Genomic DNA, 24,847 nt, shown 5'->3' on the forward strand with positions numbered 1-24,847 from the left:
CTTTTCTGCGCACGCAGCTTCAGCGAGTGCGACGGCGTGATTACTGAGCGGACCACCAGCGGCACTTTCGCCCGTGCTTTGGGTCGGACTCGCCGACGGGGGCGCGGAAGTGGTCGTCGGTGTGCAGGCCGTGAGCTGCATGCCACCGCCCAGAAGACCGGCCAAAAGGAACCGGGCGCGTTTTGAGTGAAACATCGTTGGGGACTGCCCCGGAATTCGTTGACTCTCGGGGTTTGGTGTCGCTAGGCGGCTTTGAGGCCGCTATTGATTGTCTCAAACTCGACCGGTGTTAGCCGTCCGAGGCGCCGCTGGCGGCGTTTCCGGTGGTACGTTTTCTCGATCCACGTCACGATGGCCAGGCGCAGGTCCGCCCTTGTGGACCATCGCTGGCTGTCCAGCACGTTCTTCTGCAGGAGCGAGAAGAAGGATTCCATGGCGGCGTTATCGGCGCACGCGCCGACCCGTCCCATCGATCCTGTGAGCCGGTTGCCCTTCAACGTCCGCACGAAGGCGTTTGAGCGGAATTGGGAGCCGCGGTCACTATGGATCACGGTTCCCTCCGGCTCCCGGAGCGCTATTGCGTTGTGCAGGGCCGAGACTGCCAGGGACGCCTTCATCCGGGAATCGATGGAGTAACCCACGATCCGGTTGGAGTAGACGTCTTTGATGGCGCACAGGTAGAGCTTGCCCTCGTCGGTCCGGTGCTCGGTGATGTCCGTGAGCCACAGCCGATCCGGTGCCGTTGCTGTGAAGTCCCGCCGGACGTGGTCATCGTGCACGGGCGGGCCGGCCTTGCGGGTCAGGCCGCGCTTCTTGGCGAAGACAGACCAGATCCGCTGGCTGCTGCACAGCCGTGCGACCCGGTTCTCTCCGGCGCTGAAACCCTGGTCTTCGAGCTCGTCGGCGATAAACCGGTACCCGAACCCCGGATCGTCCCGGTGGACGTCCACCGCCGCGTTGATCAGGTGGGCATCTGACCAGTCGCGCTCGGAGACGGGACTTCTCTTCCATTCGTAGAAGGCCTGTTTGGAGAAACCCAGCACCCGGCAGGCCACCGCGACGGGAATTCCGTCCGCGGCAAGGTCAAGGACCAGCGGAAACTTCATTTTGGGGGCAGCTCCCGGGCGAAGAAGGCCGCTGCCCGGCGCAGAATCTCGTTCTCCTGCTCCAGCAGCCGGATCCGCTTCCTGGCATCCCTGAGTTCTGCCGCTTCCTTCTCCGTCACTCCGGGGCGGACGCCGTCCTCGACGTCGGCTTTCTTGAGCCAGTTGTGCAGGGTCGCTTCGGAAATCCCGAAGTCTTTAGCGATCTGTGAGATCGGGGCTTCGTGCTTGCGTGCCACGGCGACCACGTCACGGCGGAACTCAGCGGGGAAAGGCTTGGGCATGTGAACATCCTTGCTGCAAGGACTGAATCCTCACAAGTCAGGAGTCAACAAAACCGGGGGCAGTCCCTTGTTGCCTCTTTTTCGCTGGTGCGGTCATCCGCAGATGACAAGAACCCAGTAGGTCGCCAGCCCGCCCCGCCCCGCTCCTCACACGGACGAGGGGTGTCTTTAGTTGTCCGGTCTGGTCAGTCCCATACCGCAGCGGCAATAACTGCAATGCCGCACAGTCAGGCCGCTATTCCAACGTTGCCTGCCTGCAGTCGAGAACGCGGCCCCGCAGACCGGAAACAGTAATCCCACGACAATCATGATCTTCTGTTGTCGGGGCTGTCGTCGATTTACCGCGAAGCCACTGGGATGTGCAAGAGTCGCAGTCCCCAAATCCCCGTACCCACAGCACAAGCACAAGCCTTGCGACACACCATCCGGGGGCACTGAAGAAGGGATGCCCCGATTCGGCGAGCCCAGACGAGGCTCAGCTCCCGGGAGTCAGGCGCCCAGTGTAAGTGTCCGCGAGAGGCTATATAGCTCTTCCGTGCAGGCGACTTCTGAAAATGACAGCTACGAGAACAAAGCCATTTACCGTTGCAGTGTGGCGCCAGATCTCATACCCGGCACCGGACGTGCGGGCCAGCGCACAGGGGTGAAGACCAAAGACGCCACGACGTCCGCCATCACTCCAGCCGGCGACCCGCGCGCGCAACCGTCCGGGTGCGTTTGCTAAGGATGCTGCGCAGGAGCCTGAATCCCTCGCCCAGGGACAACTCCGGCAGGTATGCACGGGTGAGGGCATTGGCGATCCCGGGCAGAGCTGCCGAGTCCGGATAAACCATGAAGAGCGGCACATAGAGGGGGTGGAACTTGCTCTTGAAGGCAAGGAGGGACCTGAACCCGTAGACGGGTTCGAGTGCGGATCCCAAGAGATCCAGCAGCCGGTCCAGGCCAGCGGTCGCCGGAAGACGCGCCGGGGTCTCGTCCTGGGGCGGGGCCTGAGCCACTCGCGCCAGGGGCGCACCGGAAAGGCTGATGAAATCGCAGCCCTCGTCCTTGAGGCTCATGGCTGCGGAAGCGATGAGGAACTCGACAGCCGGCCGAAAACCGGCGCTGCGCCTCCTCATGAAATCCAGTGTCCAGCCGACGATCCGTCCGTTGCGGTAGACCGGAAGCCACGAGGTCACCGCGTGCACCTGTTGATGGGCGTCAATGGCGAGCAGGCAGCGAACTTCAGGATCATTGAGTTCGTCGAGTCCGCCCAGGGTGAAGCCCATTTCGGGCAACTTGCGGTCCGCGACCCACTCTTCGGAGATGGCCAGGATCTGGGTCTGGATACTGAGGCCGGCCGTGGGATAGCGAACCCATTCCGCATGGATTCCGGCTTTGGCCGCGTTGTTCAAGGCTGTGCGAACATCCTGGAATCGTTTCCCTTTGAACGACAGGGAGTCCAAGGGCAGGACAGTTTCCTGGGCAACCTGGACGGAATCCCAGCCAAGGCCGGCTGCGGCAGCCCTGACCTCCGGTGCAACGGAATAGAAGCACGGCGTCCATCCATTGGACCTGCAGTAGCCGTAAAACTCGTTCACTACCGCCGGCGTCAGGTTCTTGGGTCCGACCGGTCCTCCGGCCGTCAGGGCGATCCCGGCGATGACACGGTAAGCGATGAAACTCTGACCTGTGCGGGAGAACCAGTAGGTATTCCCGGCCCAGGTAGTCATCCAGGATATCGAACTGCCCTCCTGTGACGTGAGGATCGCCACGGCCTTGTCCTGGTCCTCGGGATGCCGGGGGTGTGTCGGCCGAACGAACGATTTGAGGACCAGCACGCCCGTGACGGCCCAGAACACGATGCCGACTCCTTCGTAGAGCAGGACTGCTAGGGTGCCCTCAGGAAAGAAGGCAGGCGGAACGTCCGCTGTGAAGCCCAACGGCAGGAACCTGTCCGGGGCGTCGGCCACTAAATCGGCGAGAGCGGGGACAGGCGTGAATTCCGCGGCAAGGACCAGCCCCGCCCCGACATAGATCAGTCCCAGGACGCCGGCCAGGCCCAGCACCTGCAGGGCGAGCCTGCTGTAGGTCCCGGGGGGTGCGGTGACAGGAAACAACGTCCGGCAGGCAAGCAGCACGCCGAAGATCATGACGGGCAGGAGAAGCGGGACCACGAGTGCCAGCGGCTGGGTGCTGTGGCCCGGCTGGCTCGCGTCCACCAACTCCCCCGCTACCGTGTCCGGGCCCGCTGCCTGCAGCACACCCACCAGGGTGACCAGCGCGAGCAGTGATAATCCTGCCTGGACCACCAGCACCCCGGCCCAGGCGAAGCGTCGGCCGCGTCGAAGGCCCTCGGAGAGCAGCAGCAGCAGGAAGGACGGAACAATGGCCATGAAGATCGCGCCCGCCCCGGCCCTCAACTGCAGGTGCGCGGCCTCACAGTCCCGATGCTGAGCAGGGACTGCGCAGATCTCCTGCAGCGCCTGGGCGTCCACAGGCCTGATATCGGTGAACAGAAAGCGCAAAACGGAGAGCGGCCCGACGGCGTGCGGGGCAAGGCCGGCAACAACCGGACCGACGGCCGAGACTGCCACGAGGAGGGCTACGAGCACCCTCCCCTCGTGCCTTGAACTCACCGGGCGCACCAGCCGGGGTCGGCGACCCAGGAGGACCGGGCCCAGGAGCGCGCCGGCGGCACCGGCTCCCAAACGGGCCAGATCTGCGAATCCCCCGTTATAGAGTGCCAAAAGTATCAGAAGCCCAAAAAGTCCCAGTCGGATCCGTCGCCTCCACAAGGGGCCCATGGAAGCCGTGGCGGCCATGGCGGTTCCGCAGATGAATACGCTCGGGCCAAGAATGAACGTCCCGCTCATGGCCCGGGCCCAGTTCCCAGTCAGGGCCCGGGTGGCCTCCCAGAATCCGGCGGCAGCCAGGATGCCCGCAACCTGGGTCACGACGGCTGCGACACAGAATTTCCTGCTTCCCATCTGCCGTTCCAAAGGGATGCAGGCCAGGAGCACCAGCACCGTTCCCACGACGTAGCCCAACAGGTCCCGAGCCCAGAAAGGAGCGGCCAAGACCGCCCACCAATGATTCGGCAACGACTGTGCCGTCGCCGCCACATCGGCCCTCCACCGCGGTGCCGGGCCGGAGACGATACTCGAGGTCAGCAGACCGAGGCTCCAGAAGGCGGCGACGAACGCAACCGTGACGGGAGCCCCCCGCAACACCGCGAGCAGCCAGCGCACTGACCTATGGCGACGGGATCGCCCGTGCCCGGCGACGGGCGGCGACTCTGGCACACGGAATCCTTTCAGGATGTTGGGACAATCCAGGCAGGCCCATCCTGTCGCTCCATTTGACCACCCACGTCCAAGCCGGCAAAAGGCGGCCACGCTAATCAATCATCGACCACGGGCCAGGGCCGGAACGATGGTAGCACCGCTCAAATTCCCAGCTTCGCCTCCGGCTGGCGTGCTATAAAAGCCCCTTGAGGCGCTTGCATTCCTTTGCGAAGCAGCGCCCAGACCCGGCCGGCCGCCGGGCGTGGCCCCCATCGCGGACAGGAGGAGAACAAGATGGAGCAACTCCTCAATGTCAGCGTCGTCGATCAAGCGTTGCTCTATTCTTTCTACGCCCTTTCCGCTCTGGCGATCCTGTTCCTGCTCCTGCGCGCCGGACTCCTGCCGCGCCGTGCAGCCCGCATCGGGCCCTCGGTCGGGGAGGTCCGCAACCCGGCGCCGCACACAGCATCAGCACTGCCCGGACGGCGAAGGTGGCTTGTCACCGCGGCCGCCGCCACGGCCGCCGGCGCCCTGACCGGAGCACTGACTCTGCTTGTCTGCGAAGTGCTGCTGAACGTCTTCGGTCTGCCGCTGGACCCGGACACCCGCGTCTGGGTGATCTCCGCGTTCGCGGGGCTGGGCCTGGCTGTCGTGAACTTGTGGCGGTCCCGCTGGTGGCGGAAAGCGGTCGCCGTCGTCGCCTCCCTCTTGTTCATGGCGACGGCAGCGCTGGGTATCAATGCCGGCTACGGACTGAACCCGACATTAGGGGCAATGTTGGGCATGAACCAGGCCAACCATCTGACCCTTCCCAAGCTGAACCCGCCTCACCAGCCCGAGTCCAAGGCCCCGCTCTGGCAAAGCTGGAAGCCTCCTGCAGGGATGCCGGCCGTCGGACGCAGCGGGTCAGTCACGATTCCCGCTGACGCCTCAGGATTCCACGCCCGCGACGCCTTCCTCTACCTGCCGCCCGCTGCCCTGGTGGACAATCCGCCGCCGTTGCCGGTCGTCATCATGATGATGGGCCAGCCGGGAGGCCCGGAGCAGAGCAGATCCGCCGTTCAGGAGCTCGATGCCCTCGCCCAGCAAAACCACGGGCTGGCCCCGCTGCTCCTGACGGTGGATCAGCTGGGCGATCCTTATCGGAATCCTGTCTGCGTTGACTCCGCCAAGGGCAACGTCTACACCTATGTCACGACCGACGTCGTCAATTACATCCGCAAAAACCTCAACGTTGCCACTGACCGAACCCAATGGGCCGTGGCTGGATACTCCAACGGCGGCGAATGCGCGCTCTCGTTCACGGCCAAGCGACCGGAGATCTTCGGCTCGCTGCTCGACATCTCGGGAGAGCTTGACCCTCTGGACGGCACCGCGGCCAACACCGTGAAGACCATTTTCGGAGGGAGCCAGTCCGCGTTCACTGCGGAGAAACCCACAACGATCCTCAAGGCCCACAAATACACCGATGAGCTCGCCATCTTTACCAGCGGCGCCCTTGACTCAAAGTACGGGCCCCAGAGCGCCTCGGCCGCGAAAGACGCGAAGGCGGCCGGCATGACGACGCACCGGTTCGTCGGGCCCGGGATCGGACACCGCGGCGACGCTGTGAGCTTTGGCCTCAAATCCGGCCTGCCGCTGCTTTTCCAGAGATTCGGCCTCGCCCCGTCATGAGTGTCATCACCGTCCTCCGTCCGCGAGGCTTCTGACCTCGGTCGCCGGACCCCGCGGCCCCTCTCTTCGCGCTTCGTGCTATTAACCCCTTAGTCCCAACTCCTGAACGGATCCCCATGTCTGTGCCAATTCTGGCCGCCCAAGACCTCACTAAGACCTACGGCCGCGGGCCTGACCGCTTCGACGCCCTCAAAGGCGTCTCCCTGGAGATCGCCCGTGGCGATTCTGTGGCGATCGTGGGTAAGAGCGGCTCCGGCAAATCAACGCTGATGCACATCCTCGCGCTGCTGGACACCCCCGGCGGCGGCCAGGTCCACGTCAACGGGACCGACGCGAAGACCCTGAGCGGCCGGAGGCTCAACGCGCTGCGGAATACGATGTTCGGCTTCGTGTTCCAGCAGTTCTTTCTTAACCCCGGTTCCAGCGTGCTGGAGAACGTCACCCTCCCGCTCAAGATCGCCGGCGTCGGCAGCCGTGAACGGCGCACTCGCGGAATGGCCGTCCTGGCTCAGCTCGAACTGGCCGACAAGGCCCGCAACAAGGCCGGTAACCTCTCCGGCGGCCAAAAACAACGGGTCGTGATCGCCCGGGCCCTGATCAACAGTCCCCAGGTCCTGTTTGCGGACGAACCGACCGGAAACCTGGACACGGCCACCGGGCGCATCGTCGAGGACATTCTGTTCGACCTCAACGCCAACCATGACATCACCCTGATCACCGTCACCCACGATCACGAACTTGCCGCCCGCTTCAACCGCCGTCTGTATATCCGCGACGGCCTGCTGATCAACACCGACGAGGAGCACGCGGCATGAACCCGCTCGAAATCCTGACAACCGCCATGGCGAACAGCCTCCGCAGCAAGTTGCGCACGCTGCTGACCATCCTGGCGATCTTCGTCGGAGCGTTCACCCTGACCATCACCAACGGCCTCGGCACCGGCATCTCCAACTACATCGACAGCCAAATCGCTGCCGTCGGCTCAAGCAGCTCCTTCACGGTCGGCAAGACCGACACGAGCGGCAGTCCCGCCTCCGGACCGAAGAAATACGATGCCGGCATAAAAGTCCTTGCAGCTGGCGGCCGCCCGGGTTCAACCCAGCTTGCCTTGGACCAGGCTGATCTGGACACGATCGGCGCCATCCCGGGTATCACCGGCGTCACCCCGGTGACAAGGCTTAGCCCGGACTTCATCCAATGGAGCGGCCACGACAAATACCAGCTGTCGGTCAGCCCCCTTGCCGGCGCGCAGCCCCAGCTCGCGGCCGGCGCTGCCCTGGACGATTCCGGAACCCAGCCGCAACTGGTCCTTCCGTCCAGCTACGTTGCCCCGCTCGGCTTCGCCGACAACGCCCAGGCCGTCGGCCAGGACGCCACGATCGGCATCACCGACGCGACCGGAGCAATGCACCCCATCACCGCCCGCATTACGGGCATTGAACAGAGCGCGCTCCTCGGCGGCGGCGGTGCCTTCATCAACAAGGCCCTCTCAACTGCCCTCGCCGATGCCCAGGGCACCGGGGCACCTGCCGCGTCAAAGAGCGCGTGGGCCAATGCCACGGCCACCTTCGCGCCGTCCGCCGCAGCGCAGGTCGAGGACATGAAGAGCAAGCTCGCCGCGGCCGGCTACACCGCCCAGACCCTCGATGACCGGATCGGCACTGTCAAGACGGTGATCAACGGGATCATCGGTGTCCTGGACGCCTTTGCGGTCATTGCCCTCGTCGCGGCAGGCTTCGGGATCGTGAACACCCTGCTGATGTCCGTTCAGGAACGCACCCGGGAAATCGGCCTCATGAAAGCCATGGGCATGGGCAGCGGATCGGTCTTCGCGCTCTTCAGCACCGAAGCGGCGTTCATCGGCTTCCTCGGAAGCGCCATCGGCTCCGCCGCGGCCATCGGGCTCGGCACGGCAGTCAGTGGCGCCCTCGCCCGGGGACCCCTCAGCGAACTGGAGGGCCTCCACATCCTCGCCTTCGCCCCCGGACCCGTGGCGGGGGTCATTCTGCTGGTCATGGCCATCGCCTTCCTAGCCGGAACTCTCCCAGCCTGGCGGGCGGCACGGCAAAACCCCATCGATGCCCTCCGCTACGAGTAGCCGCCGCGAGACCGGGAACTAGCCTCGCGCCCGCATCACCTGCCCGGGGGCGCACTTCCGCCGGTGATCGTCAGGTGTTTCACCGGCATCACACACGACACCCGCACGAAGGGGTCGGCGCCCGTGCCTGCCACGCGGTTGTTCCTGCCGGTGTCGTCGCACCAGTCAATGTTGAACGGCACCGCAGTGACGGCCGCATCTCCCACGGCTGTCCCGGCAGGGACGACGAACGTGTAGGTGAACCCGCCGGCGTCGTTCATGGCGGCGGTGGCCTTGACGACTTCCGCACCTGTTGCGTCGGTCATGCCCACCTCGATGAGTGCGTTCTTGCCGTAGCGGGGATTGCAGTCAGCGTCCGGTGCCGCCACTGTCACGCGCTGCCCCGGCTTGGCTTCGGCCGGGGTCAGCGAATAGGCCGGGGGGAAGCACGGCGGCTCCCGGCCAGCAGAGGATGCGCACCCCGATATCGGGCCAAGCAGCATGAATACTCCGATCGTGGCACAGATCCCGGCGCGCCGATCACGGTCCCCCATACGTGAAGCCATGCCGTCATTGTCGCTGGCACAGAAGCCGGCGCACAGAGTTGCCTTGTCTTCGTTCCCGTATTGTTGCCGAAGCTCTCCAAGGGCACAGTGAGCCGGGCCCCGCACGGCCGGTGCACCCGGCCCCGGGCGCGGCAGGCCTATGATCGGGGCTATGCGATCGCCCGGATTTTCCCGACGAGGCCTGCTGGGGCTCGGCCCCGGCATCCTGGCGGCGGCCCTCGCGAGGTGCACCGGCCCGGGCGCAGCCGGGCCGGGCCGGGATACAGCCCCGGCCCTGGCCCCACCGGCAACTATGCGCACCGGGAGCTTCACCTCACGGTTCCGGCCACACTAACCCACAGGATGGTCAATGGCCGTGCCCGGTGCCACCGACGGCGGGTCCCCCGCCCCGCCGCCCGTGGCGCTCTTCCTGCATGGCGCGCACGCTGACCACCGCATGATCTTCGATGACCTCGGCGGGGCCGGGTCCTGGCGCAGCACGTGGCCGGCGGCGGGACGCCCTTCGCGATCGCCGCCGTGGACGGAGGCGAAAGCTGGTGGCACCGCCGCGCGTCCGGCACAGACACGCAGTCCATTCTGGTGGAGGAATTCCTCCCTGTTCTCGCCGGCCACGGAGTCGACACCGGCCGTCTCGCCGTGTTCGGCCTGTCGATGGGCGGATTCGGTGCCCTGCTCCTCGCCGCCCGGCACCGCGTCCCCGGACTCCGCGCCGTCGCCGCGATGAGTCCCGCAGTCTGGAGCCAGTACGACGCCGGCCGGTCCGACAACTTCGACGGCGCCGCGGATTTTGCGGCCAACGACATATTTGCCCTGCGGCCTGAGCTGGCGTCAGTGCCGAAACGGATTGGCTGCGGCATGGCGGACAGCCTGCTCTACAGCGTGAAGGACTATGTGAAGGACCTTCCGGGTGCACACGAGGGAGGCTTCCAGGCCGGCGGCCACGACACCGTCTACTGGCGCTCCGTACTGCCGGAGGTCCTCTCCTTCCTGGGCAGAAGCCTGGTTTGATCCCGGCTGCGATCGCGCGACGGGCACCCGGCAGGTCGCCCGGCACGGCGGGTCCGGCGTCGGTGGACCGCACTCACCACTCGCGTGCACAGCGCCCAGTAGGCCACTCCCGCGCCAAGCGAGCCTGCCACGGCGAGCGCCGGGCTTACCCCGGCCAGCGGCGGGTAGACCAGCCAGTGGACCAGATACGCGTAGAGGGAGGCGCTGGCCAGCACCGTCGTGAGGCGGCGGAGGACCTTCGGAACCGGGATGCCGGGCAGCCAGATCAGCAGCAGAATTCCGGCCAGGAGCGTGACTTCCCGGCTGACGTTCTCGAAAAATCCCGGAACGGTCAGGGCCGCAAGGGCTGAGACCAGGCAGCGCTGCCCCACAGTCCGCGCCTGCGCGATGGCCCAGCCCAGGGCGAACAGCCAGAGGGCCGGCGCAGTATGCGGCACCCCGGGGTTCACCAACTCATAGCGGGTCAGCAGCCCGGCGCCGGTAAGCGCCAGCGGAAAGAGCAGCGGGAAGCGCCTCTCGGCGCGGTCCGCCCACGGAAGGGCCAGCAGCGCCGTCGTCCCCACCATGAGGTAGACGAGGATTTCGATGAACCAGAAGTGCCACTGGGTGGTCACCGCCTCGGGCCCGACGATCGCGTTGAGCAGCAGGATATTGGCGGGCGCATAGTTGTCGGTCACCAGGTAGGCGGCCGCGATGAACGCCATGCTCGGCACGACGATCCGCCCCAGGCTGGCCAGCTGCCGCCGCAGCCGCGGGAAGCGTTCCCCGGTGAGCTGGAAGCGGGCAAAGTTGTACCCGGCCACCGCCATGAGCACGTGGGCGGTTCCCTGCCAGCTGAACAGGCCGACGTGGGTGCTGACAATCAGGACGATGGCCACAGCCCGCAGCACAATGCTGGTTTCGAGCGGCACGAAGAGCCGACGCGGCTTCCGGACCGGTGCCGGGCGGGGGCGCGGTTCCAGGTCCCGGACCGGCGTCACATGCCAGTCCGGCGGGAGATGGCCCAGCGCTTGTTCCAGCCTCACCGACGCAGCCACGTAGGACAGCGAGTCCCCGCCCAGGGAGACGAAGGTATCGCTGTCCGCGACGTCGGCGCACTCCAGGGCGTCCTCGAAGATCCTCCGGACGCTATCCAGGCGGTCCGATTCCGGCACGCCTGGTCCCCCTGCGGCGGCTTCCGCCGCGGGCACCGGTTCCCGCCGGGACAGGGCCAGGACAGCCTGGTAGTCCAGTTTTCCTGTGGCCAGGCGCGGGAGGTGCCCGACGGCGTGCACCTCGAGGGCCGCTCGCGGCAGTCCCATGCCCTGGGCGAGTACTTTGCCCAGCAGCTGTGCGTCCTGGTCGCCTTCAACGGCGACGACGACGCCGTCGTCCGTCCCCGCGCTGGCCGCCTGCACACCGAGATCCGCCAGGATCCGCTCCACCTGTCCAAGGTCGACCCGTAGCCCCACGATCTTGACGAACCGGCCGCGCCGGCCCACCACTTCGTAGACTCCCGCCGGGTGGTGCCTGGCGAGGTCACCGGTGCGGAGTTCGGTGACGGTCCGGCCCGCTGCGAGGTCCGCCGGACTCCCGGCATAGCCGAGCATGACGTTGGGGCCGGTGTAGACAAGTTCGCCGTGTTCCAGTCCCGGCACGGGGTCGATGCGGAACGAGCCGCCGGGCACGGGGATGCCCACGGCTCCCGGAACAGTGGCCGCGAGCTCCGGCGGGAGGTACGCCATCCGGGCCGTCGCCTCGGTCTGGCCGTACATCACGAAAAGTTCCCAGCCCTTGCGGCGGCCCAGCTCGGCGTAGCTTCTGACGGACTCGGGTGCCATGCGCCCCCCGGCCTGGGTGACGTAGCGCAGGCTGGGCAACTCCATCTCCGCGAACCCCACCCGTTCGAGGAGCTCAAAGGTGTACGGAACGGCCGCCATGGCCGTGGCACCCCGGCGGCGGAAGAGCTCCCAGAAGCACGGATCAACCACGGAAAGGCCGGTGAGGACCAGCCCGGCACCGCGGAGCAGGTGGCTGTTGATCACGGACAGGCCGTAGCAGTAGGACATGGGCAGGGTGGTCGCCGCACGGTCGGTGGGGCCGATGTCCAGATACTCGGAGATCGACTCGGCATTGGACTGCAGGTTCTCGTGCGAGAGGCGGACGAGCTTGGGTGAGCCCGTGGATCCGGAGGTGCTGAGCAGGAGCGCCAGGTCCGGATGCAGCTCGTGCCGCGTGCCGGGCCGGCGTTCCTCAAGGACGGTTCCCCCGTTCCCGCACCGCACAATGACGTCGGGGTCGTAGGCGGCAACGAGGGCTTCCAAGGCCGCCGGTTTGTCCTCAGGCAGGAGGATCAGGGGGTGCCCGCCCGCCAGCGCCGCCAGATAGGCGACCAGCGAGTCGAGGTCGTTGGCTGCCGTCAGGGCGACGAGGCGCCGCTCGCGGCCCAGCCGCAGGGCAAAGTCATCGACGCGCTCCGCCAGCTCCCTGTACGTCAGTGTCAGGGTGTCGGTGAGAATGGCCGGGCTGTCCCCGTAGCTCGCTAGATCGGCGGCAAAGGGCACCCGCATGAAATCAAGCTGCGTGGTCACCCGGACGATGTTATTAGATTAGGCTTACCTAAACAAAATTACGGTACGAAATGTTTGCGTAATCCGCCTCGATGAGTATTCTCCTTACTTAGGTGTGGCTAAGTAAGGAATGACTCGGCTCCCCGGCCCCCGGGGCCCGGGCCTCGGGCGACACTGTCCCGCAGCCGCCCGCCTGTGCCCCTTCCGTTGTCCCTCCTCTATCACTGCCCCTCCACTCGCCCACACCACTGTCCCTTCACCGTCCCTCCACTCCTCCACTCGCCCGCTCCGCCTGAACCCCGCCACCCCGCCGATCAAAGGAAACACCATGCCCGGATGCCCCCTGCCCAAGAACACTTCACGGCTGCGGAAAACGCTTGCCCTGGTTGCGGCGGCAGCCGCCGTTCCGCTGGCCCTGGCCGGCTGTGCGGGCAACGCCCAGACCCCGGGTGCGTCCGCCGGGCCGGTCCAGGTCACCGGCACGCAGACCGTTGACGCCGATCTTCAGGCTCTCGTGGACACCGGCACCCGGCGGTACGCCGCCTATGTGAAGGATCAGACCGATCAGCTGTTGAGCGGCACGAAGGCGTTCGCGGAGGCGTACGCTGCCGGGGACGCCGCCAAGGCCCGCGGGCTTTATGCTGCGACCCGCATGCACTGGGAACGCATCGAGCCGGTCGCAGAATCGTTCGGGGATCTCGACCCCAAGCTCGATGCCCGCGAAGCCGACCTTGGGCCCGGCCAGGAGTGGACCGGCTGGCACCGGGCCGAAAAAGACCTGTTTCCGCCCTCCGGCTACACTCCCCTCACGACGGCGGAGCGCGCAGCGATTGCCACGCAGCTCGTGTCCGACACCCAGGACCTGGCCCGACGCACCCGCACCGTAGAGCTCTCCGCGGACAAGCTTGGCAACGGCGCCAAGGAACTCCTGGACGAAGTGGCCACCGGCAAGGTTACCGGGGAGGAAGAACTCTGGTCCCACACCGATCTCTGGGACTTCCAGGCCAATGTCGACGGCGCCCGGATCGCCTTCGAAAGCCTGTTGCCCGTTCTGCAGCGGAAGGACCCGGCCCTGGCCGACGTCCTCAAGGAAAAGTTCGCAGCCCTGCAAGCCGGACTCAAGAAGCACTCCGCCGGCGACGGCTTCGCCTACTACAACGAACTCAGCCAGGCCGATATCCAGCAGCTCGCTTCCCTGGTCGACGCCCTGGGCGAGCCGCTCGCCAGGCTCACGTCGGCAGTAGCCCTGTGAGCGGCTGCCCCTTCGGCGGCAGCCCCGGCCACACACCCGACGGCGGCTCCGCGGCTGTCCCCGGCACACCGGCGGCCGCCACCCCGGGGAAACGCCGGCTGTCCCGCCGTGGGCTGTTGTCCTTGGCAGGGGCGGGCGGCGCGGGCGCCGTCGCAGGCCTGGCAGCGGGCTTCCTGGACCGCGACGCCGTGGCGGCACAGGTTGCTCCGCTCGCGGCGCCCGGCGATGTCGTCCCTTTCCACGGTGACCGCCAGGCGGGAATCATCACACCGGCCCAGGACCGCCTTCACCTTGCAGCTTTTGACGTCGTCACCGAGGACCGGGCCGAACTCATCCGGCTCCTAAGGGACTGGACCGCTGCCGCCGAGGCCATGACGGCCGGGCGCGGCGCGGGCAGCACAGGCGCCGTCGACGGCCCCTCCGACGCCCCGCCCGAGGACACGGGAGAAACCCTGGATCTGGGGGCAGGGAAGCTCACCCTCACCATCGGGTTCGGACCGGGCCTGTTCGAGAAGGACGGCAAGACCCGCTTCGGTCTGGATGGACGCCGACCGGACGCCCTCATCGACCTGCCGCACTTCCCCGGCGATGATCTGCAGCCCGGGCGCACCGGCGGCGATCTCGTGGTCCAGGCCTGCGCCGACGACCCGCAGGTGGCAGTCCACGCCATCCGGAACCTGGCCCGCATCGGGTTCGGGCAGACGCGCGTCCGCTGGTCGCAGCTGGGCTTCGGCCGGACCTCCTCCACCTCGCGGTCCCAGACCACCCCGCGGAACCTCTTCGGTTTCAAGGACGGCACCAGCAACCTTAAAGCCGAGGACACCGCCCTGCTGGACGAGCACGTGTGGGCCGGCCCCGGAACCCGGCCGGGAGAGGCCTGGATGGCCGGCGGCACCTATCTCGTGGCGCGCCGGATCCGGATGCACATCGAAATCTGGGACCGGACGTCGCTGCGTGAGCAGGAGGGCCTGATCGGCCGCACCAAGGGCGCGGGAGCCCCGCTCTCAGGTGGCGAGGAATTCACTGCCCCCGATTTTGAGATCAGGGGGCGCACCGGGGACCCGCTGATTCCGCTGGATGCCCACGTCCGGCTCGCGCACTCCAGCCGGAACGACGGCGTCAGGATGCTCCGGCGCGGCTACAACTACGCCGACGGCTCGGACGGGCTGGGACATCTCGACGCCGGCCTGTTCTTCATCGCCTTCGTCACCGATCCCAGGACCCACTACGTGCCGATGCAGCTGGCCATGGCCAAGGAGGACACGCTGGCCCTGGAGTATCTCAAACACACCGGCTCGGGCCTCTTTGCGGTTCCCCCGGGAACCGCGGCAGGAGGCTTCATCGGCGAAGGGCTCTTCGCATGAATGCGGCCGGGGCCGCCGGGGCGGTGCTGCGGTAACTGCTGCCAGCGCCGGCCGGACCGGGTCGCGGAATATTTGGGGTTATCGGTGGGCGTAGGTGAGGCAGTCGGCGTTGTCAGCGCCCGGACCGACATGGACTTCGGAAGCCCGGCACATGAGGTGGTCGTTATGGGCGCATTCGGAGCGCTGGCAGGCCCCGACGTCGGCCAGGACCTTGGGCAGGCCGCCGTGGGTGCCGATGTCGATGAACGTGGCGCAGGCAGCGTGGTCTTCGCTCCCACCGACCGTGATAGCGGCGGCGTTGCAGGCCGAATGGTCGTTGAAGGAACAGTTCGATACGCTGCAGTCCGCGACGTGCGTTGTCATGGCATGACCTTCCGGGTTGTCGGCCGCCCCGGCTGGGCAGCGCCCTCTGACCACGGTAGGCCAGCCCGTCCCGATCAAAAAGACCCAATAGTGTGCCCTAATGACCCGAGGGTGCGCTCACAACGTCGCGGCTCTGGCCGTTGAGTGCGGGAAAGTCCGGCTGTGGCGGTTCTCAGCCACCGGAGGATCGAATCTGGTGTCCTCCAGGGTCGCCCCGTCGTGGAGCCAGCCGCGGTTGCTGTAAAAACTGATGGCCCGCTCGTTGTTCTTCGCCACCCAGAGAAACGCCCGGGCGTAGCCGAGGCCGATGAACTCTTGTTCGGCGGCGGCAAAAAGGACGGAGCCAACACCCTGCGCCCACCGGTCCGGGTGCACATTGATCGCGTGGAGCTGGCCGCTTTCCGGATCCGAATCTCCGGCCGCTGGACCGAGAATCGCGAATCCCGCCACCTAGCTGCCGCGTTGGACCACGAGGTGAACAGTCCCGTCCCTGGGCTCACGGATGTTGCGGCGCCAGGCGGATGCCGCGCGTCCGAGACCGTCAAGGTATTCATCGGTCATGACTCCGCGGTAAGTGGCCCGCCATGCCGCAACATGGACCTCGGCCAGCCGGGCAGCGTCGCCCTCGGCCGCTGGTCTGACGCTGATATCCACAGTGGTCATGATCCCGACCCTGTCATGAGGTCCATGGGCCAACACTAGACTGCGGTCATAAGGAACTCTGCATTCCCAGCCCGCGCCAGTCTGGGCCGGCCCCGGTGCGCAGATTGGCCACGGGTTCCTCGGGCTCAGACCGAGCGGTACCGGAGTGAGCCGGGAATCTCTCCCCGGGTTCCCAGGCTTTCCCCGTAGGCGAACCGCGCCCACAGCGCCCGCAGCGCCCTGCCGTGGGCATTGATGTCGTCCCAGGTGGCGCCCGCGAGCAGTCCCGCGGCCTCCCACGTCTGTTGGTGGCCGAACAGCAGCGGCAGATCAACGGTGTGCGCGGCGCCGTAAAGGTTGCCGGGGGCCCGCCAGGACAGCACATAGCTGTGGGCCCGTCCGCCCGCGCGAACATGCCGCTTGGCAAATCGTCTGGCCGCTTTGCCGTACACCATGTCCGTGACCGCCCACGTGACTGCCCTGAGCACGGCGCCGCCGACCACCGGAATCCTCGCCACGCGGCTCAGGTGGGGGCTCCGCGGCAGGAACAGCCGGACTTCGTCCGCGGTATGACCGATCAGGATCTCGATCCCCGGGGCGGCAGCATTCCAGGCCTGGTCGACGTCGGACTCCTTGGGCAGGGGCGCATGCCCGTACTGGATCCCGAAGGGCATCGCAGCCATCAGTCCGAACTTCCGGGCCGCCTGGGCCACGTCTTCTTCAAGGGCGACGACGTCCATTGCCGGCGTCGCGTCGGAGACCGCCTCCGCGGCGGCCCCCATGGCGGCGCTCATCTTTTCCCGCCCGCGGGTAATGCCCAAAGGCGCACTTTGAATGATGGCCCGCTGGAAGAGGGACGCCGCGTCCGGCGTCGCCATAAGGTGGGCGACGGCGTCGCCACCGGCCGATTGGCCGAACGCGGTGACCCTGCCCGGGTCACCGCCGAATGCTTCGATATTGCGCTGCACCCAGCGGAACGCCTCGATCTGGTCCAGCAGGCCCAGATTGGCGGGCCTGCCGGTACTCGTGGCCAGATACCCGAAGAGACCCAGCCGGTACGTCACCGAGACCACGATCACGCGGGTCTCAGCAACGAGCGAGGCCGGGTCAAAGATCGCCAGGTCCCCCGATCCGGACGTATAGGACCCGCCGTGCAGCCACACCATAACGGGCAGCCGCTCGCCGTCGTCGAGATCGGCCGGCAAGGTGATGGACAGCCGCTGGCAATCCTCGCTGCCCGGCAGTTCGCCGTACCGGGTGCCCAGCACGTCGTCCAGGAAGGGCACCGGCGCCTGCGGGCACGCCGGGGACAGCGTGGTTGCCGCCAGCACCTCGGTCCAGTCGGCTGCGGGCGCGGGCGGCTGGAACCGTTCCGCGGCGGCATACGGAATGCCGGTGGCACGCACGACGGCGCCGTCGCGCCATCCGCTGATCGGGCCACACGGCGGCCCGAAGGAAAGGTTCACAGTCATACCGCTTCAGCCGTTTTTCAGGAGGGCCACATCGGAGACCAGGTCAATGTGTTCCAGCATCGCGGCCGCGGCGGCCTGGGAATCCCGGTCCCTGATCGCGTCGGCGATCTTGCGGTGGGAGGCGAGCGACTGTTCCGGCCGGCCGGGCTGACCGAGTGATTCGAGGCGCGTTTCCAGGACCATTCCGGCGATGAACGTCATCAGCTGGGCCAGGACGGCCGAATGTGCCGCGGCGGTCACCGCCTGGTGGAACAGCTCGTCGCCGCGGGCGCCCCGGTCTCCGGAGGCGACTTCCTCCGCCATCGCGGCGAGGGCCTGATCGATGGCATTCAGGTCCTGCTCGGTGCGCCGGGCCGCGGCGAGCTCGGCAAGCTTGACCTCTAGGGTGCTCCGCGCCTCGACGATTTCGGGCAGCCGGCTGCGGTGCTCGCGGAGGCCCTTGATCACGGACGGAACGTTGGGCCGGTAGACCAGCACCGCGCCCGTTCCGTGCTGGACGTCAATCACGCCAAGCACTTCCAGGGCCACCAGGGCCTGCGCCAGCGTTGCCCGCGAAACCCCCAGCCGCTCGGCGAGCTCCCGCTCGGCCGGCAGCGTGTCACCCGGCCCCAGCTCGGCGGACTCAATGAAGTCCATGATCTGCTCCACGAGCTGCTCGTACAGCCGGGGCCGCGAAACGCGGGAAATCTGATGCGTTGCCGCCTGCTTAGCCATGCGCGTCCTTCCAACCGGTCTTGACCCTAAGCCTACCGGAGAACTATTAACAAAGACACCTAGTGTCTAGGAGGCTAGGCCACTAAGCCAGCCAGGCAATCACTTAGATCCGGAGGAACAACGATGTCCGCTCCCGTCCTGTCCATCATCATCCTGGTGGTGATGTTTCTCCTCGCCACGGTCCTGCCACTGAACATGGGCGCCCTGGCCTTCGTGGGTGCCTTCCTGCTGGGCGCGGTGGTGCTGGGGATGTCCACCAACGACATCCTGGCCAACTTTCCCGGCGGCCTGTTCCTGACGATCGTCGGGGTCACCTACCTGTTCGCCATCGCGCAGAACAACGGCACCATCGACTTGCTGGTCCGGGGTGCTGTGCGGATGGTCGGCAGCAGGGTGGCCCTCATCCCGTGGGTGATGTTCGCCATCACCGCGGTGATAACCGCCGTCGGCGCCCTCTCCCCGGCCGCCGTCGCAATCATCGCCCCGATCGCCCTGAGCTTCGCCGCCAAGCACAAGATCAATCCACTCATGATGGGCATGATGGTGGTCCACGGCGCACAGGCCGGCGGGTTCTCTCCCATCGCCGTCTATGGCGTCACCGTCAACGGCATCATCGCCAAGACGGAACTGGCGGCCAGCCCCATGGCCATCTTCCTGGCCAGCTTCCTGTTCAACCTGGCCATCGCGCTGGTGCTGTTCATCGTGCTCGGCGGCAGCAAGCTGCTGTCCGGCCCGGGCGGCCGCCTGGTGGAACAGGCCGCCGAAAGGCGCATGGCCGTCAGTGTGGGGGCCCGCGCGGCCGGCGTGACCCTGCCGGGCTCCGGCTCGGACATCTCCGCCGCCGGCGTCTCCGCCAAGGGCACCCCGGCCGGCCCCGGAACCACAACGGCAACCGGGCCGTCCGCCGCCTCCGAACCGCCCACCGGCGCCCGCCGCGCCTCGGTGCCGCAACTGATCACCATCCTGGGCCTGATCGCCCTCGCCGTCATCTCGCTCGGCTTCAAGGTGGATGTCGGTTTCGTGTCGATCACCATCGCAATCGTCCTTGCCCTCGTGTCCCCGGCAGCCCAGAAAGGCGCCGTCAACAAGATCAGCTGGTCCACCGTCCTGCTCATCTGCGGCATGCTCACCTTCGTGGGCGTCCTCGAAGAAGCAGGCACCATCACGTTCGTCTCCGGCGGGGTGGCCGAGCTGGGCATGCCCCTGCTCGCCGCCCTGCTGATCTGCTACATCGGTGCCATCGTCTCGGCCTTCGCCTCGTCCACAGCTATCCTCGCGGCCCTTATTCCTCTGGCGGTGCCGTTCCTGGCCACCGGCGAGATCGGCGCCGTCGGGGTGATCGCCGCCCTGGCCGTCGCCTCCACGATCGTGGACGTGTCCCCGTTCTCCACCAACGGCGCCCTGGTCCTGGCCAATGCCCCGGACGACGTGGACAAGGACAGGTTCTACAAGCAGATTCTGGCGTACAGCGGCATCGTGGTCGCCGTCGGGCCAGCCGTCGCCTGACTGGTCATGGTGGTCCCCGGCTGGATGTAGCCGGCACCTCTTCCAATCCCCGCCAGCTCAATCCCCGCCAGCAAGATCCGGGGCAGCAAGATCCGCACCAGCCGACCGACCAAGAAGGAACACGCTCATGATTTTCGAACCCACGCCCGGCGCCGACGGTCCCCTGACCGGCTATCTTGTGGTGGACCTGAGCCGCGCCCTCGCCGGCCCGCATGCCGGGATGATGCTTGCCGACCTCGGCGCGCGGGTGATCAAGGTGGAGAATCCGGGCACGGGAGACGACACCCGCGGCTGGGGCCCGCCGTTCGTGGGTCCCGAGGACGATCCGCAGGCCACGTACTTCCTGTCCTGCAACCGCAACAAGGAATCGATTGCCTTGGATTTGAAGAGCGACGACGGCCGTGCAGTCCTGCGCGGGCTGCTGGAACGCGCCGATGTGGTGATTGAGAACTTCCGTCCCGGTGTCCTGGAACGGCTCGGATTCTCCGCCGCGGACATGCATGCGCTGAATCCGGCGCTGGTGGTCCTGTCCATCACCGGGTTCGGGCACGACGGGCCGGAATCCCGGCGCAGCGGCTACGACCAGATCCTGCAGGGCGAGGCCGGGCTGATGTCCCTGACCGGGTCCGGGCCGGACGATCCGCAGCGGGTGGGCGTGCCCATCGCCGACCTCCTCTCCGGCATGTACGGGGCGTTCGGCACCCTGGCCGCGCTGCTGCAGCGCGAACGCACGGGCCGGGGCCAGATCGTCCGCACGTCCTTGCTGGCGGCACTGGTCGGGGTCCATGCCTTCCAGGGCACCAGGGCCACCGTTGCAGGGGAGGTTCCGGCGGCCCAGGGCAACCACCACCCGTCCATCGCCCCCTACGGCCTGTTCCACTGCCGGCGGGGCCGGGTCCAGATCAGCGTGGGCAGCGAGAAACTCTGGCGCACGTTCGCTGCCGAGTTCGGGATCGACGCCGCGCGGCCGGAATTCGCCTCGAATGCCGACCGGGTGCGGAACCGCGAGAAAGTGATCGAGGAAGTGGAGCAGGCGTTCGCCGGTTTCGAGGCCGAACCGCTGCTCACCAGACTTAACGACGCCGGCATCCCGGCCGGCAAGGTCAGGACCCTGGGCGAAGTCTACGAATGGGACCAGGTCCGCTCACAGGGTCTCGTCATTGACGTCCAGCACCAGGTCCTCGGCACGGTGAGCCTGCCCGGTCCCCCGCTGCGGTTCTTCTCTGCCGCGGACACCGCGGAAACCACCCTCACCGCGCACACCGCCCCGCCGCTGCTGGACCAGCACGGGGACCAGATCCGGACATGGCTGGGACTGCGGCCGGCTGGGGAATCCAGCACAGTCCACGAATCCAGCACAGCCGAGGACTCCAGCACAGCCCTGGAAGGTCGCCCGGCATGTTGACGCGGCAGGGGGTCCGGCACCTGGATGCCGCCGAACTCATCGCCGCGGTCCTCGACCCCGGGTCCTACCGGAGCTGGGACGGCCCCGTCGCGGACCCCGATCCGGGCCCCGAGTACCGGCAGGACCTGGCCGCGGCCCGGGCGAAGACCGGCGTGGACGAATCCGTCCTGACCGGCGAAGGACTCATCCGCGGCCGCCGGGTCGCCGTGATCGTCAGCGAGTTTCGGTTCCTCGCCGGCTCCATCGGCCAGGCCGCGGCGGAACGGATTGTCACCGCCGTCGAACGGGCCACCCGCGAGGGCCTGCCCCTCCTGGCAGGTCCGGCCTCGGGCGGCACCCGCATGCAGGAGGGAACCATCGCGTTCCTGTCCATGGTTAAGATCAGCGCCGCCGTCCGGACCCACCGGCAGGCCGGGCTGCCCTACCTCGTCTACCTGCGGCATCCCACCACGGGAGGCGTCATGGCCTCATGGGGATCCCTCGGCCACATCACCGCCGCCGAACCCGGAGCGCTGCTCGGCTTCCTCGGACCGCGGGTCTACGAGGCCCTCCACGGCAACCCGTTCCCGGAGAACGTCCAGACGGCCGAAAACCTCTTCGATAAGGGGCTGATTGACGCGGTGGTCCCGCCCCGGCAACTGCCCGACGTCGTCGACCGCGCCCTGAGCATCCTGGCCACCGGCACGCGGCTGCCGGTGGCACCTCCCGTGACCCTGCGGGCGAAGCCGTCCGGCGCCGGCGCCTGGGAATCGATCGGCATCTCCCGCAATCTCCGCCGGCCGGACGTGCGGCAGCTGCTGGCGCACGGCGCACGGGAGGTCCTCCCGCTCAACGGCACCGGCCAGGGCGAAAAGGACCCCGGCCTTCAGTTGGCCCTGGCCCGCTTCGGGCAGGAATCCTGCGTAGTCATCGGCCACACCCGGCCCAGGCCGCCCCGCACGGCGGCAGTGGGACAAACGGCAGTTGAACAAGTGGCAGTGGCACAAGCGGCGATGGGGCCGGCGTCCCTCCGGGAGGCCCGGCGCGGCATGCGCCTGGCCGAGGAACTCGGACTGCCGCTTGTCACGGTCATCGACACCGCCGGCGCCGCCCTCTCCCGTGAGGCCGAGGAAGGCGGCCTGGCCGGCGAAATCGCCCGTTCCCTGCACGAACTCATCGGGCTCAACGCCCCCACAGTGTCCGTGCTGCTCGGGCAGGGAGCCGGCGGCGGCGCACTGGCCCTCCTGCCCGCGGACCGCACCATCGCCGCCCAGCACGCCTGGCTGTCTCCGCTGCCGCCGGAAGGCGCCAGCGCAATTGTCCACCGGAGCACGGACTTCGCCCCGGCCATGTCCGCGGCGCAGGGCGTCAACATCGCGGCCCTGCACGCAAACGGACTCGTGGAGCACATCGTGGACGAACGCCCCGATGCCGCCGGCGAGGCGCAAGCCTTCTGCCGTCGCCTCGGCCGGGCCATCGAATACGAGCTCGCCGCCCTCGCCAGTGCAGGGGTCACCGAGCTGCTCCCCCGGCGGCTCGAAAAATACCGCCGCCTGGGTAGCCTCCAGGCGCCGCGGGCGGAACGCCGCCAGCCGTCTGAAGGCCACCCCTCCGGCGACCAACCCCCTGACGTGCGCGCCTAGCGCAGGCTCGGGAACTCCGCGCGGCTGAGCGAGGCGTAGCGGCCGTACGCGGCGATCACGGCAGCCTCGACGGCATCGACGTCGAGGCCCGGCACGAGGTCATCGGCCGCTCCCGCCGTCGCCGGGTCCCACTCAAGGCCGAGCGCGGCGTAACTGGCCTCCAGGACTGCACGGATCGGTGCGGAGTTCGCCACCACGATCACGGAGCTGAAGAGCCAGCCGCCCGCGACCACCCGCTGAGCAGTACCCACCAGCTTGATGAGATGCTCCGGGACCTGCGGGTTCCTGCCATGCACGCTGAACTCGCCGGGGCAATATTCCCCCGGGATCTCACCAACGCCGGCGTCCACACCGGTGTCCCGCAGTGCCCGGGCGAGCAGTTCGCCAAAGAGCGAAAACCGTCCCTTGGCACCGGCAATCGCGTCCGGGTCCGGTTCCAGATGATCGATGACGAGCGTGCCCTTGTGGTAGGCGGCGGCGCGGCCGCCGGCCTTGCGGACCAGCGGTTCGAAACCGAACTCCCGGCAGGCCGCGGCGGCGGCCTCGAAACCGGGCAGGTGGGTGTCGCGCTGCCCGAACGCAACCGTGGGAACCGGCCGGTACAGCCTGAGCGTCGGACCCAGCGAACCGGTCTTGACCTTCTGGAGGAGCCCGAGCGCGAAGTCGAGGTCGGCGGCGGCACCGAGGGATTCCTCCTGCCGCACCACCGTCAGTGTCCGAGGTCCGGCTGGCGCCTGCGGCATGTTGTTATGCTCCCTTATGGTCATCCTGCAATTCCTCGTCGTAGCCGCCGCGTTCGCCATCGTCGACGCCATCTGGCTCAAGACGATGAACCCGTTCTACCGCCGCCAGATCGGTGACCTGCTGGCCGACAAGCCCAATCTAGGGTACGCGCTGGTGTTCTACGTGATCTACATTGCCGGAATCGTGTTCTTTGCCCTGCGGCCGGCGCTCGACGGCGGCAGCTGGCTCAGTGCGGTGGGCTACGGTGCCGCCCTGGGCGTCTTCGCCTACGCCACCTACGACCTGACCAATGCCGCCACACTCAAGACCTGGCCGTGGCAGCTGATCGTCGTCGACATCCTCTGGGGTGCCGCGTTGACGGCACTGGCCACGCTGGCAGGCTGGCTCGTCTTCCACACGAACTAGTAATTCCACACCAACTAGGACTTGCGCAGGGTCAGAATCTGTTCCGCGCGGCCGAACGGTCCGGTGAGGTCATGCAGCACCGTGGAGGTCAGGCCGATCCCGTCCGTGCCGAACGAGACCTCGTTGTCCAGTCCCAGCCACTCTCCCTCCGGCTGCCGGTACATGTGGATCTGCAGGTCCAGGTTGGGGAAGGCATAGCTGCCCTTGCCCGGGGGAACCCGGGCGGCAATGCCGTTGGCTGTGTCCACGAGCCCGATCAGCCGGGCGAGGTCGCCGCTGTCCGCCGTGTCGGTCAGCGGATAGTCGGTGCGGAGCCACACCGTCCCCGAACCGGCCCGGTGTCCCTCGGCGATCCGCATGTGCAGCGAAGCGATGTAGCCGCCGGGCCAGACGCTCGCGGCATCATACGGTTCGCAGTCTTCCGGAGCCGGGATCCGCGGATCCTCGAAAGCCGCAATGGCGGACGTGTCAGAGGTGATCATCCGCCAGGCAGTGGCGCGAACGGCCGTGCGGCCGCCGGCGATGAGTTCGGCCTGCACCAGTTCGATGGTCCGGCCGGGGCGGAGCGTGGAGGTCACCACCTCGAACTCCCCGCCGGGGATCAGGCCGAGGATTTCGTAGCTCAGCCGCGCCATGCGCATATCCTCGCGGGGCTCGTGCCTGGCCAGGCAGTCGGCCATAATGCCGGACGCGGGGGCCATGTGCTGCTCGTGCTCGTTCCAGGCGCCCTGGGCGTGGAGCGTGGAGCGGAAACGCCCGCCACCCAGCACCTGGTAGTAGAAATCGCCCTCGGCCAGTTCCGGTAGTACAGCAGTCAACGTCCGCCCTTTC

The 24,847-nt window shown here is 67.4% G+C and carries 21 protein-coding genes; 10 read left to right on the plus strand and 11 right to left on the minus strand.

Going from position 1 to position 24,847, the window contains the following annotated elements; all coding sequences use genetic code 11:
- Positions 1–242 precede the first annotated feature (242 nt).
- Together LDO15_RS12665 and LDO15_RS12670 are read right to left on the minus strand one after the other, a co-directional pair.
- A protein-coding gene (locus tag LDO15_RS12665) for an IS3 family transposase (protein ID WP_223979232.1) occupies positions 243–1,387 on the minus strand; the annotation gives its coding sequence in 2 pieces (ribosomal slippage) (positions 243–1,114 and positions 1,114–1,387; 1,146 coding nt in all).
- Positions 1,388–2,061: 674 nt separating this feature from the next.
- Positions 2,062–4,446, minus strand: coding sequence for a phosphatidylglycerol lysyltransferase domain-containing protein (locus LDO15_RS12670; RefSeq protein WP_223979233.1), 2,385 nt, complete (start codon positions 4,444–4,446; stop codon positions 2,062–2,064).
- Positions 4,447–4,947: 501 nt separating this feature from the next.
- Here LDO15_RS12670 and LDO15_RS12675 point away from each other — a divergent pair.
- From LDO15_RS12675 to LDO15_RS12685, 3 genes are all read left to right on the plus strand, one after another.
- Positions 4,948–6,327: an alpha/beta hydrolase-fold protein gene (locus LDO15_RS12675; protein ID WP_223979234.1), complete on the plus strand. Its 1,380-nt coding sequence runs from the start codon at positions 4,948–4,950 to the stop codon at positions 6,325–6,327.
- Positions 6,328–6,443: 116 nt separating this feature from the next.
- Positions 6,444–7,142 (plus strand): ABC transporter ATP-binding protein, encoded by a 699-nt coding sequence (locus LDO15_RS12680; protein WP_223979235.1) that lies wholly within the window; start codon positions 6,444–6,446, stop codon positions 7,140–7,142.
- A complete protein-coding gene (locus tag LDO15_RS12685) occupies positions 7,139–8,425 on the plus strand; it encodes an ABC transporter permease (RefSeq protein WP_223979236.1) in 1,287 nt (428 codons plus the stop codon). Before LDO15_RS12680 ends, LDO15_RS12685 begins: the two co-directional genes overlap by 4 nt.
- Positions 8,426–8,460: 35 nt before the next feature.
- Here LDO15_RS12685 and LDO15_RS12690 read toward each other — a convergent pair whose 3' ends face one another.
- Positions 8,461–8,970, minus strand: coding sequence for a hypothetical protein (locus LDO15_RS12690; RefSeq protein WP_223979237.1), 510 nt, complete (start codon positions 8,968–8,970; stop codon positions 8,461–8,463).
- A gap of 480 nt (positions 8,971–9,450) precedes the next feature.
- Here LDO15_RS12690 and LDO15_RS12695 point away from each other — a divergent pair, with 480 nt between their 5' ends.
- The gene (locus LDO15_RS12695) at positions 9,451–9,978 is read left to right on the plus strand and encodes an alpha/beta hydrolase-fold protein (RefSeq protein ID WP_223979239.1); all 528 of its coding nucleotides are present in this window, start codon (positions 9,451–9,453) and stop codon (positions 9,976–9,978) included.
- Here the strand turns inward: LDO15_RS12695 and LDO15_RS12700 are convergent.
- The gene (locus tag LDO15_RS12700) at positions 9,921–12,548 is read right to left on the minus strand and encodes an AMP-binding protein (protein WP_346655956.1); all 2,628 of its coding nucleotides are present in this window, start codon (positions 12,546–12,548) and stop codon (positions 9,921–9,923) included. The genes LDO15_RS12695 and LDO15_RS12700 overlap by 58 nt on opposite strands.
- A gap of 307 nt (positions 12,549–12,855) precedes the next feature.
- Between LDO15_RS12700 and efeO the strand changes: the two genes are divergently transcribed.
- Positions 12,856–13,779 carry an iron uptake system protein EfeO gene (gene efeO / locus LDO15_RS12705; RefSeq protein WP_223979240.1) on the plus strand — a complete coding sequence of 308 codons (924 nt, stop codon included), beginning with the start codon at positions 12,856–12,858 and terminating at the stop codon, positions 13,777–13,779.
- On the plus strand, positions 13,776–15,143 hold the full coding sequence (gene efeB, locus LDO15_RS12710; RefSeq protein WP_223979241.1) for an iron uptake transporter deferrochelatase/peroxidase subunit: 1,368 nt from the start codon (positions 13,776–13,778) through the stop codon (positions 15,141–15,143). Before efeO ends, efeB begins: the two co-directional genes overlap by 4 nt.
- Positions 15,144–15,221: 78 nt before the next feature.
- Here efeB and LDO15_RS12715 read toward each other — a convergent pair whose 3' ends face one another.
- The 5 genes from LDO15_RS12715 to LDO15_RS12735 form a co-directional block, all read right to left on the minus strand.
- A complete protein-coding gene (locus LDO15_RS12715) occupies positions 15,222–15,506 on the minus strand; it encodes a DUF1540 domain-containing protein (RefSeq protein ID WP_223979242.1) in 285 nt (94 codons plus the stop codon).
- A 117-nt stretch (positions 15,507–15,623) separates the two neighbouring features.
- Positions 15,624–15,956, minus strand: a complete 333-nt coding sequence (locus tag LDO15_RS12720; RefSeq protein ID WP_223979243.1) for a GNAT family N-acetyltransferase — start codon at positions 15,954–15,956, stop codon at positions 15,624–15,626.
- Complete coding sequence (locus tag LDO15_RS12725; RefSeq protein WP_223979244.1) at positions 15,957–16,169, minus strand: hypothetical protein; 213 nt, start codon at positions 16,167–16,169, stop codon at positions 15,957–15,959.
- Positions 16,170–16,294: 125 nt separating this feature from the next.
- Positions 16,295–17,620 (minus strand): carboxylesterase family protein, encoded by a 1,326-nt coding sequence (locus LDO15_RS12730; RefSeq protein ID WP_223979245.1) that lies wholly within the window; start codon positions 17,618–17,620, stop codon positions 16,295–16,297.
- A gap of 6 nt (positions 17,621–17,626) precedes the next feature.
- Positions 17,627–18,334 carry a FadR/GntR family transcriptional regulator gene (locus LDO15_RS12735; RefSeq protein WP_223979247.1) on the minus strand — a complete coding sequence of 236 codons (708 nt, stop codon included), beginning with the start codon at positions 18,332–18,334 and terminating at the stop codon, positions 17,627–17,629.
- A 123-nt stretch (positions 18,335–18,457) separates the two neighbouring features.
- Here LDO15_RS12735 and LDO15_RS12740 point away from each other — a divergent pair, with 123 nt between their 5' ends.
- The 3 genes from LDO15_RS12740 (at position 18,458) to LDO15_RS12750 (ending at position 22,867) form a co-directional block, all read left to right on the plus strand.
- Complete coding sequence (locus LDO15_RS12740) at positions 18,458–19,840, plus strand: SLC13 family permease (RefSeq protein WP_223979249.1); 1,383 nt, start codon at positions 18,458–18,460, stop codon at positions 19,838–19,840.
- A 127-nt stretch (positions 19,841–19,967) separates the two neighbouring features.
- Positions 19,968–21,245, plus strand: a complete 1,278-nt coding sequence (locus LDO15_RS12745; protein ID WP_223979251.1) for a CoA transferase — start codon at positions 19,968–19,970, stop codon at positions 21,243–21,245.
- The gene (locus LDO15_RS12750; protein ID WP_223979253.1) at positions 21,239–22,867 is read left to right on the plus strand and encodes a carboxyl transferase domain-containing protein; all 1,629 of its coding nucleotides are present in this window, start codon (positions 21,239–21,241) and stop codon (positions 22,865–22,867) included. Before LDO15_RS12745 ends, LDO15_RS12750 begins: the two co-directional genes overlap by 7 nt.
- Here LDO15_RS12750 and LDO15_RS12755 read toward each other — a convergent pair.
- On the minus strand, positions 22,864–23,610 hold the full coding sequence (locus tag LDO15_RS12755) for a lipoate--protein ligase family protein (RefSeq protein ID WP_223979254.1): 747 nt from the start codon (positions 23,608–23,610) through the stop codon (positions 22,864–22,866). The two genes, LDO15_RS12750 and LDO15_RS12755, sit on opposite strands and share 4 nt — an antisense overlap.
- A 16-nt stretch (positions 23,611–23,626) precedes the next feature.
- Here LDO15_RS12755 and LDO15_RS12760 point away from each other — a divergent pair, with 16 nt between their 5' ends.
- Positions 23,627–24,016 carry a DUF2177 family protein gene (locus LDO15_RS12760; RefSeq protein ID WP_223979256.1) on the plus strand — a complete coding sequence of 130 codons (390 nt, stop codon included), beginning with the start codon at positions 23,627–23,629 and terminating at the stop codon, positions 24,014–24,016.
- A 14-nt stretch (positions 24,017–24,030) separates the two neighbouring features.
- Here LDO15_RS12760 and LDO15_RS12765 read toward each other — a convergent pair whose 3' ends face one another.
- The gene (locus LDO15_RS12765) at positions 24,031–24,834 is read right to left on the minus strand and encodes a thioesterase family protein (RefSeq protein ID WP_223979258.1); all 804 of its coding nucleotides are present in this window, start codon (positions 24,832–24,834) and stop codon (positions 24,031–24,033) included.
- Positions 24,835–24,847 lie beyond the last annotated feature (13 nt).

The organism is Arthrobacter sp. NicSoilB8, from assembly GCF_019977355.1.
Classification (GTDB): domain Bacteria; phylum Actinomycetota; class Actinomycetes; order Actinomycetales; family Micrococcaceae; genus Arthrobacter.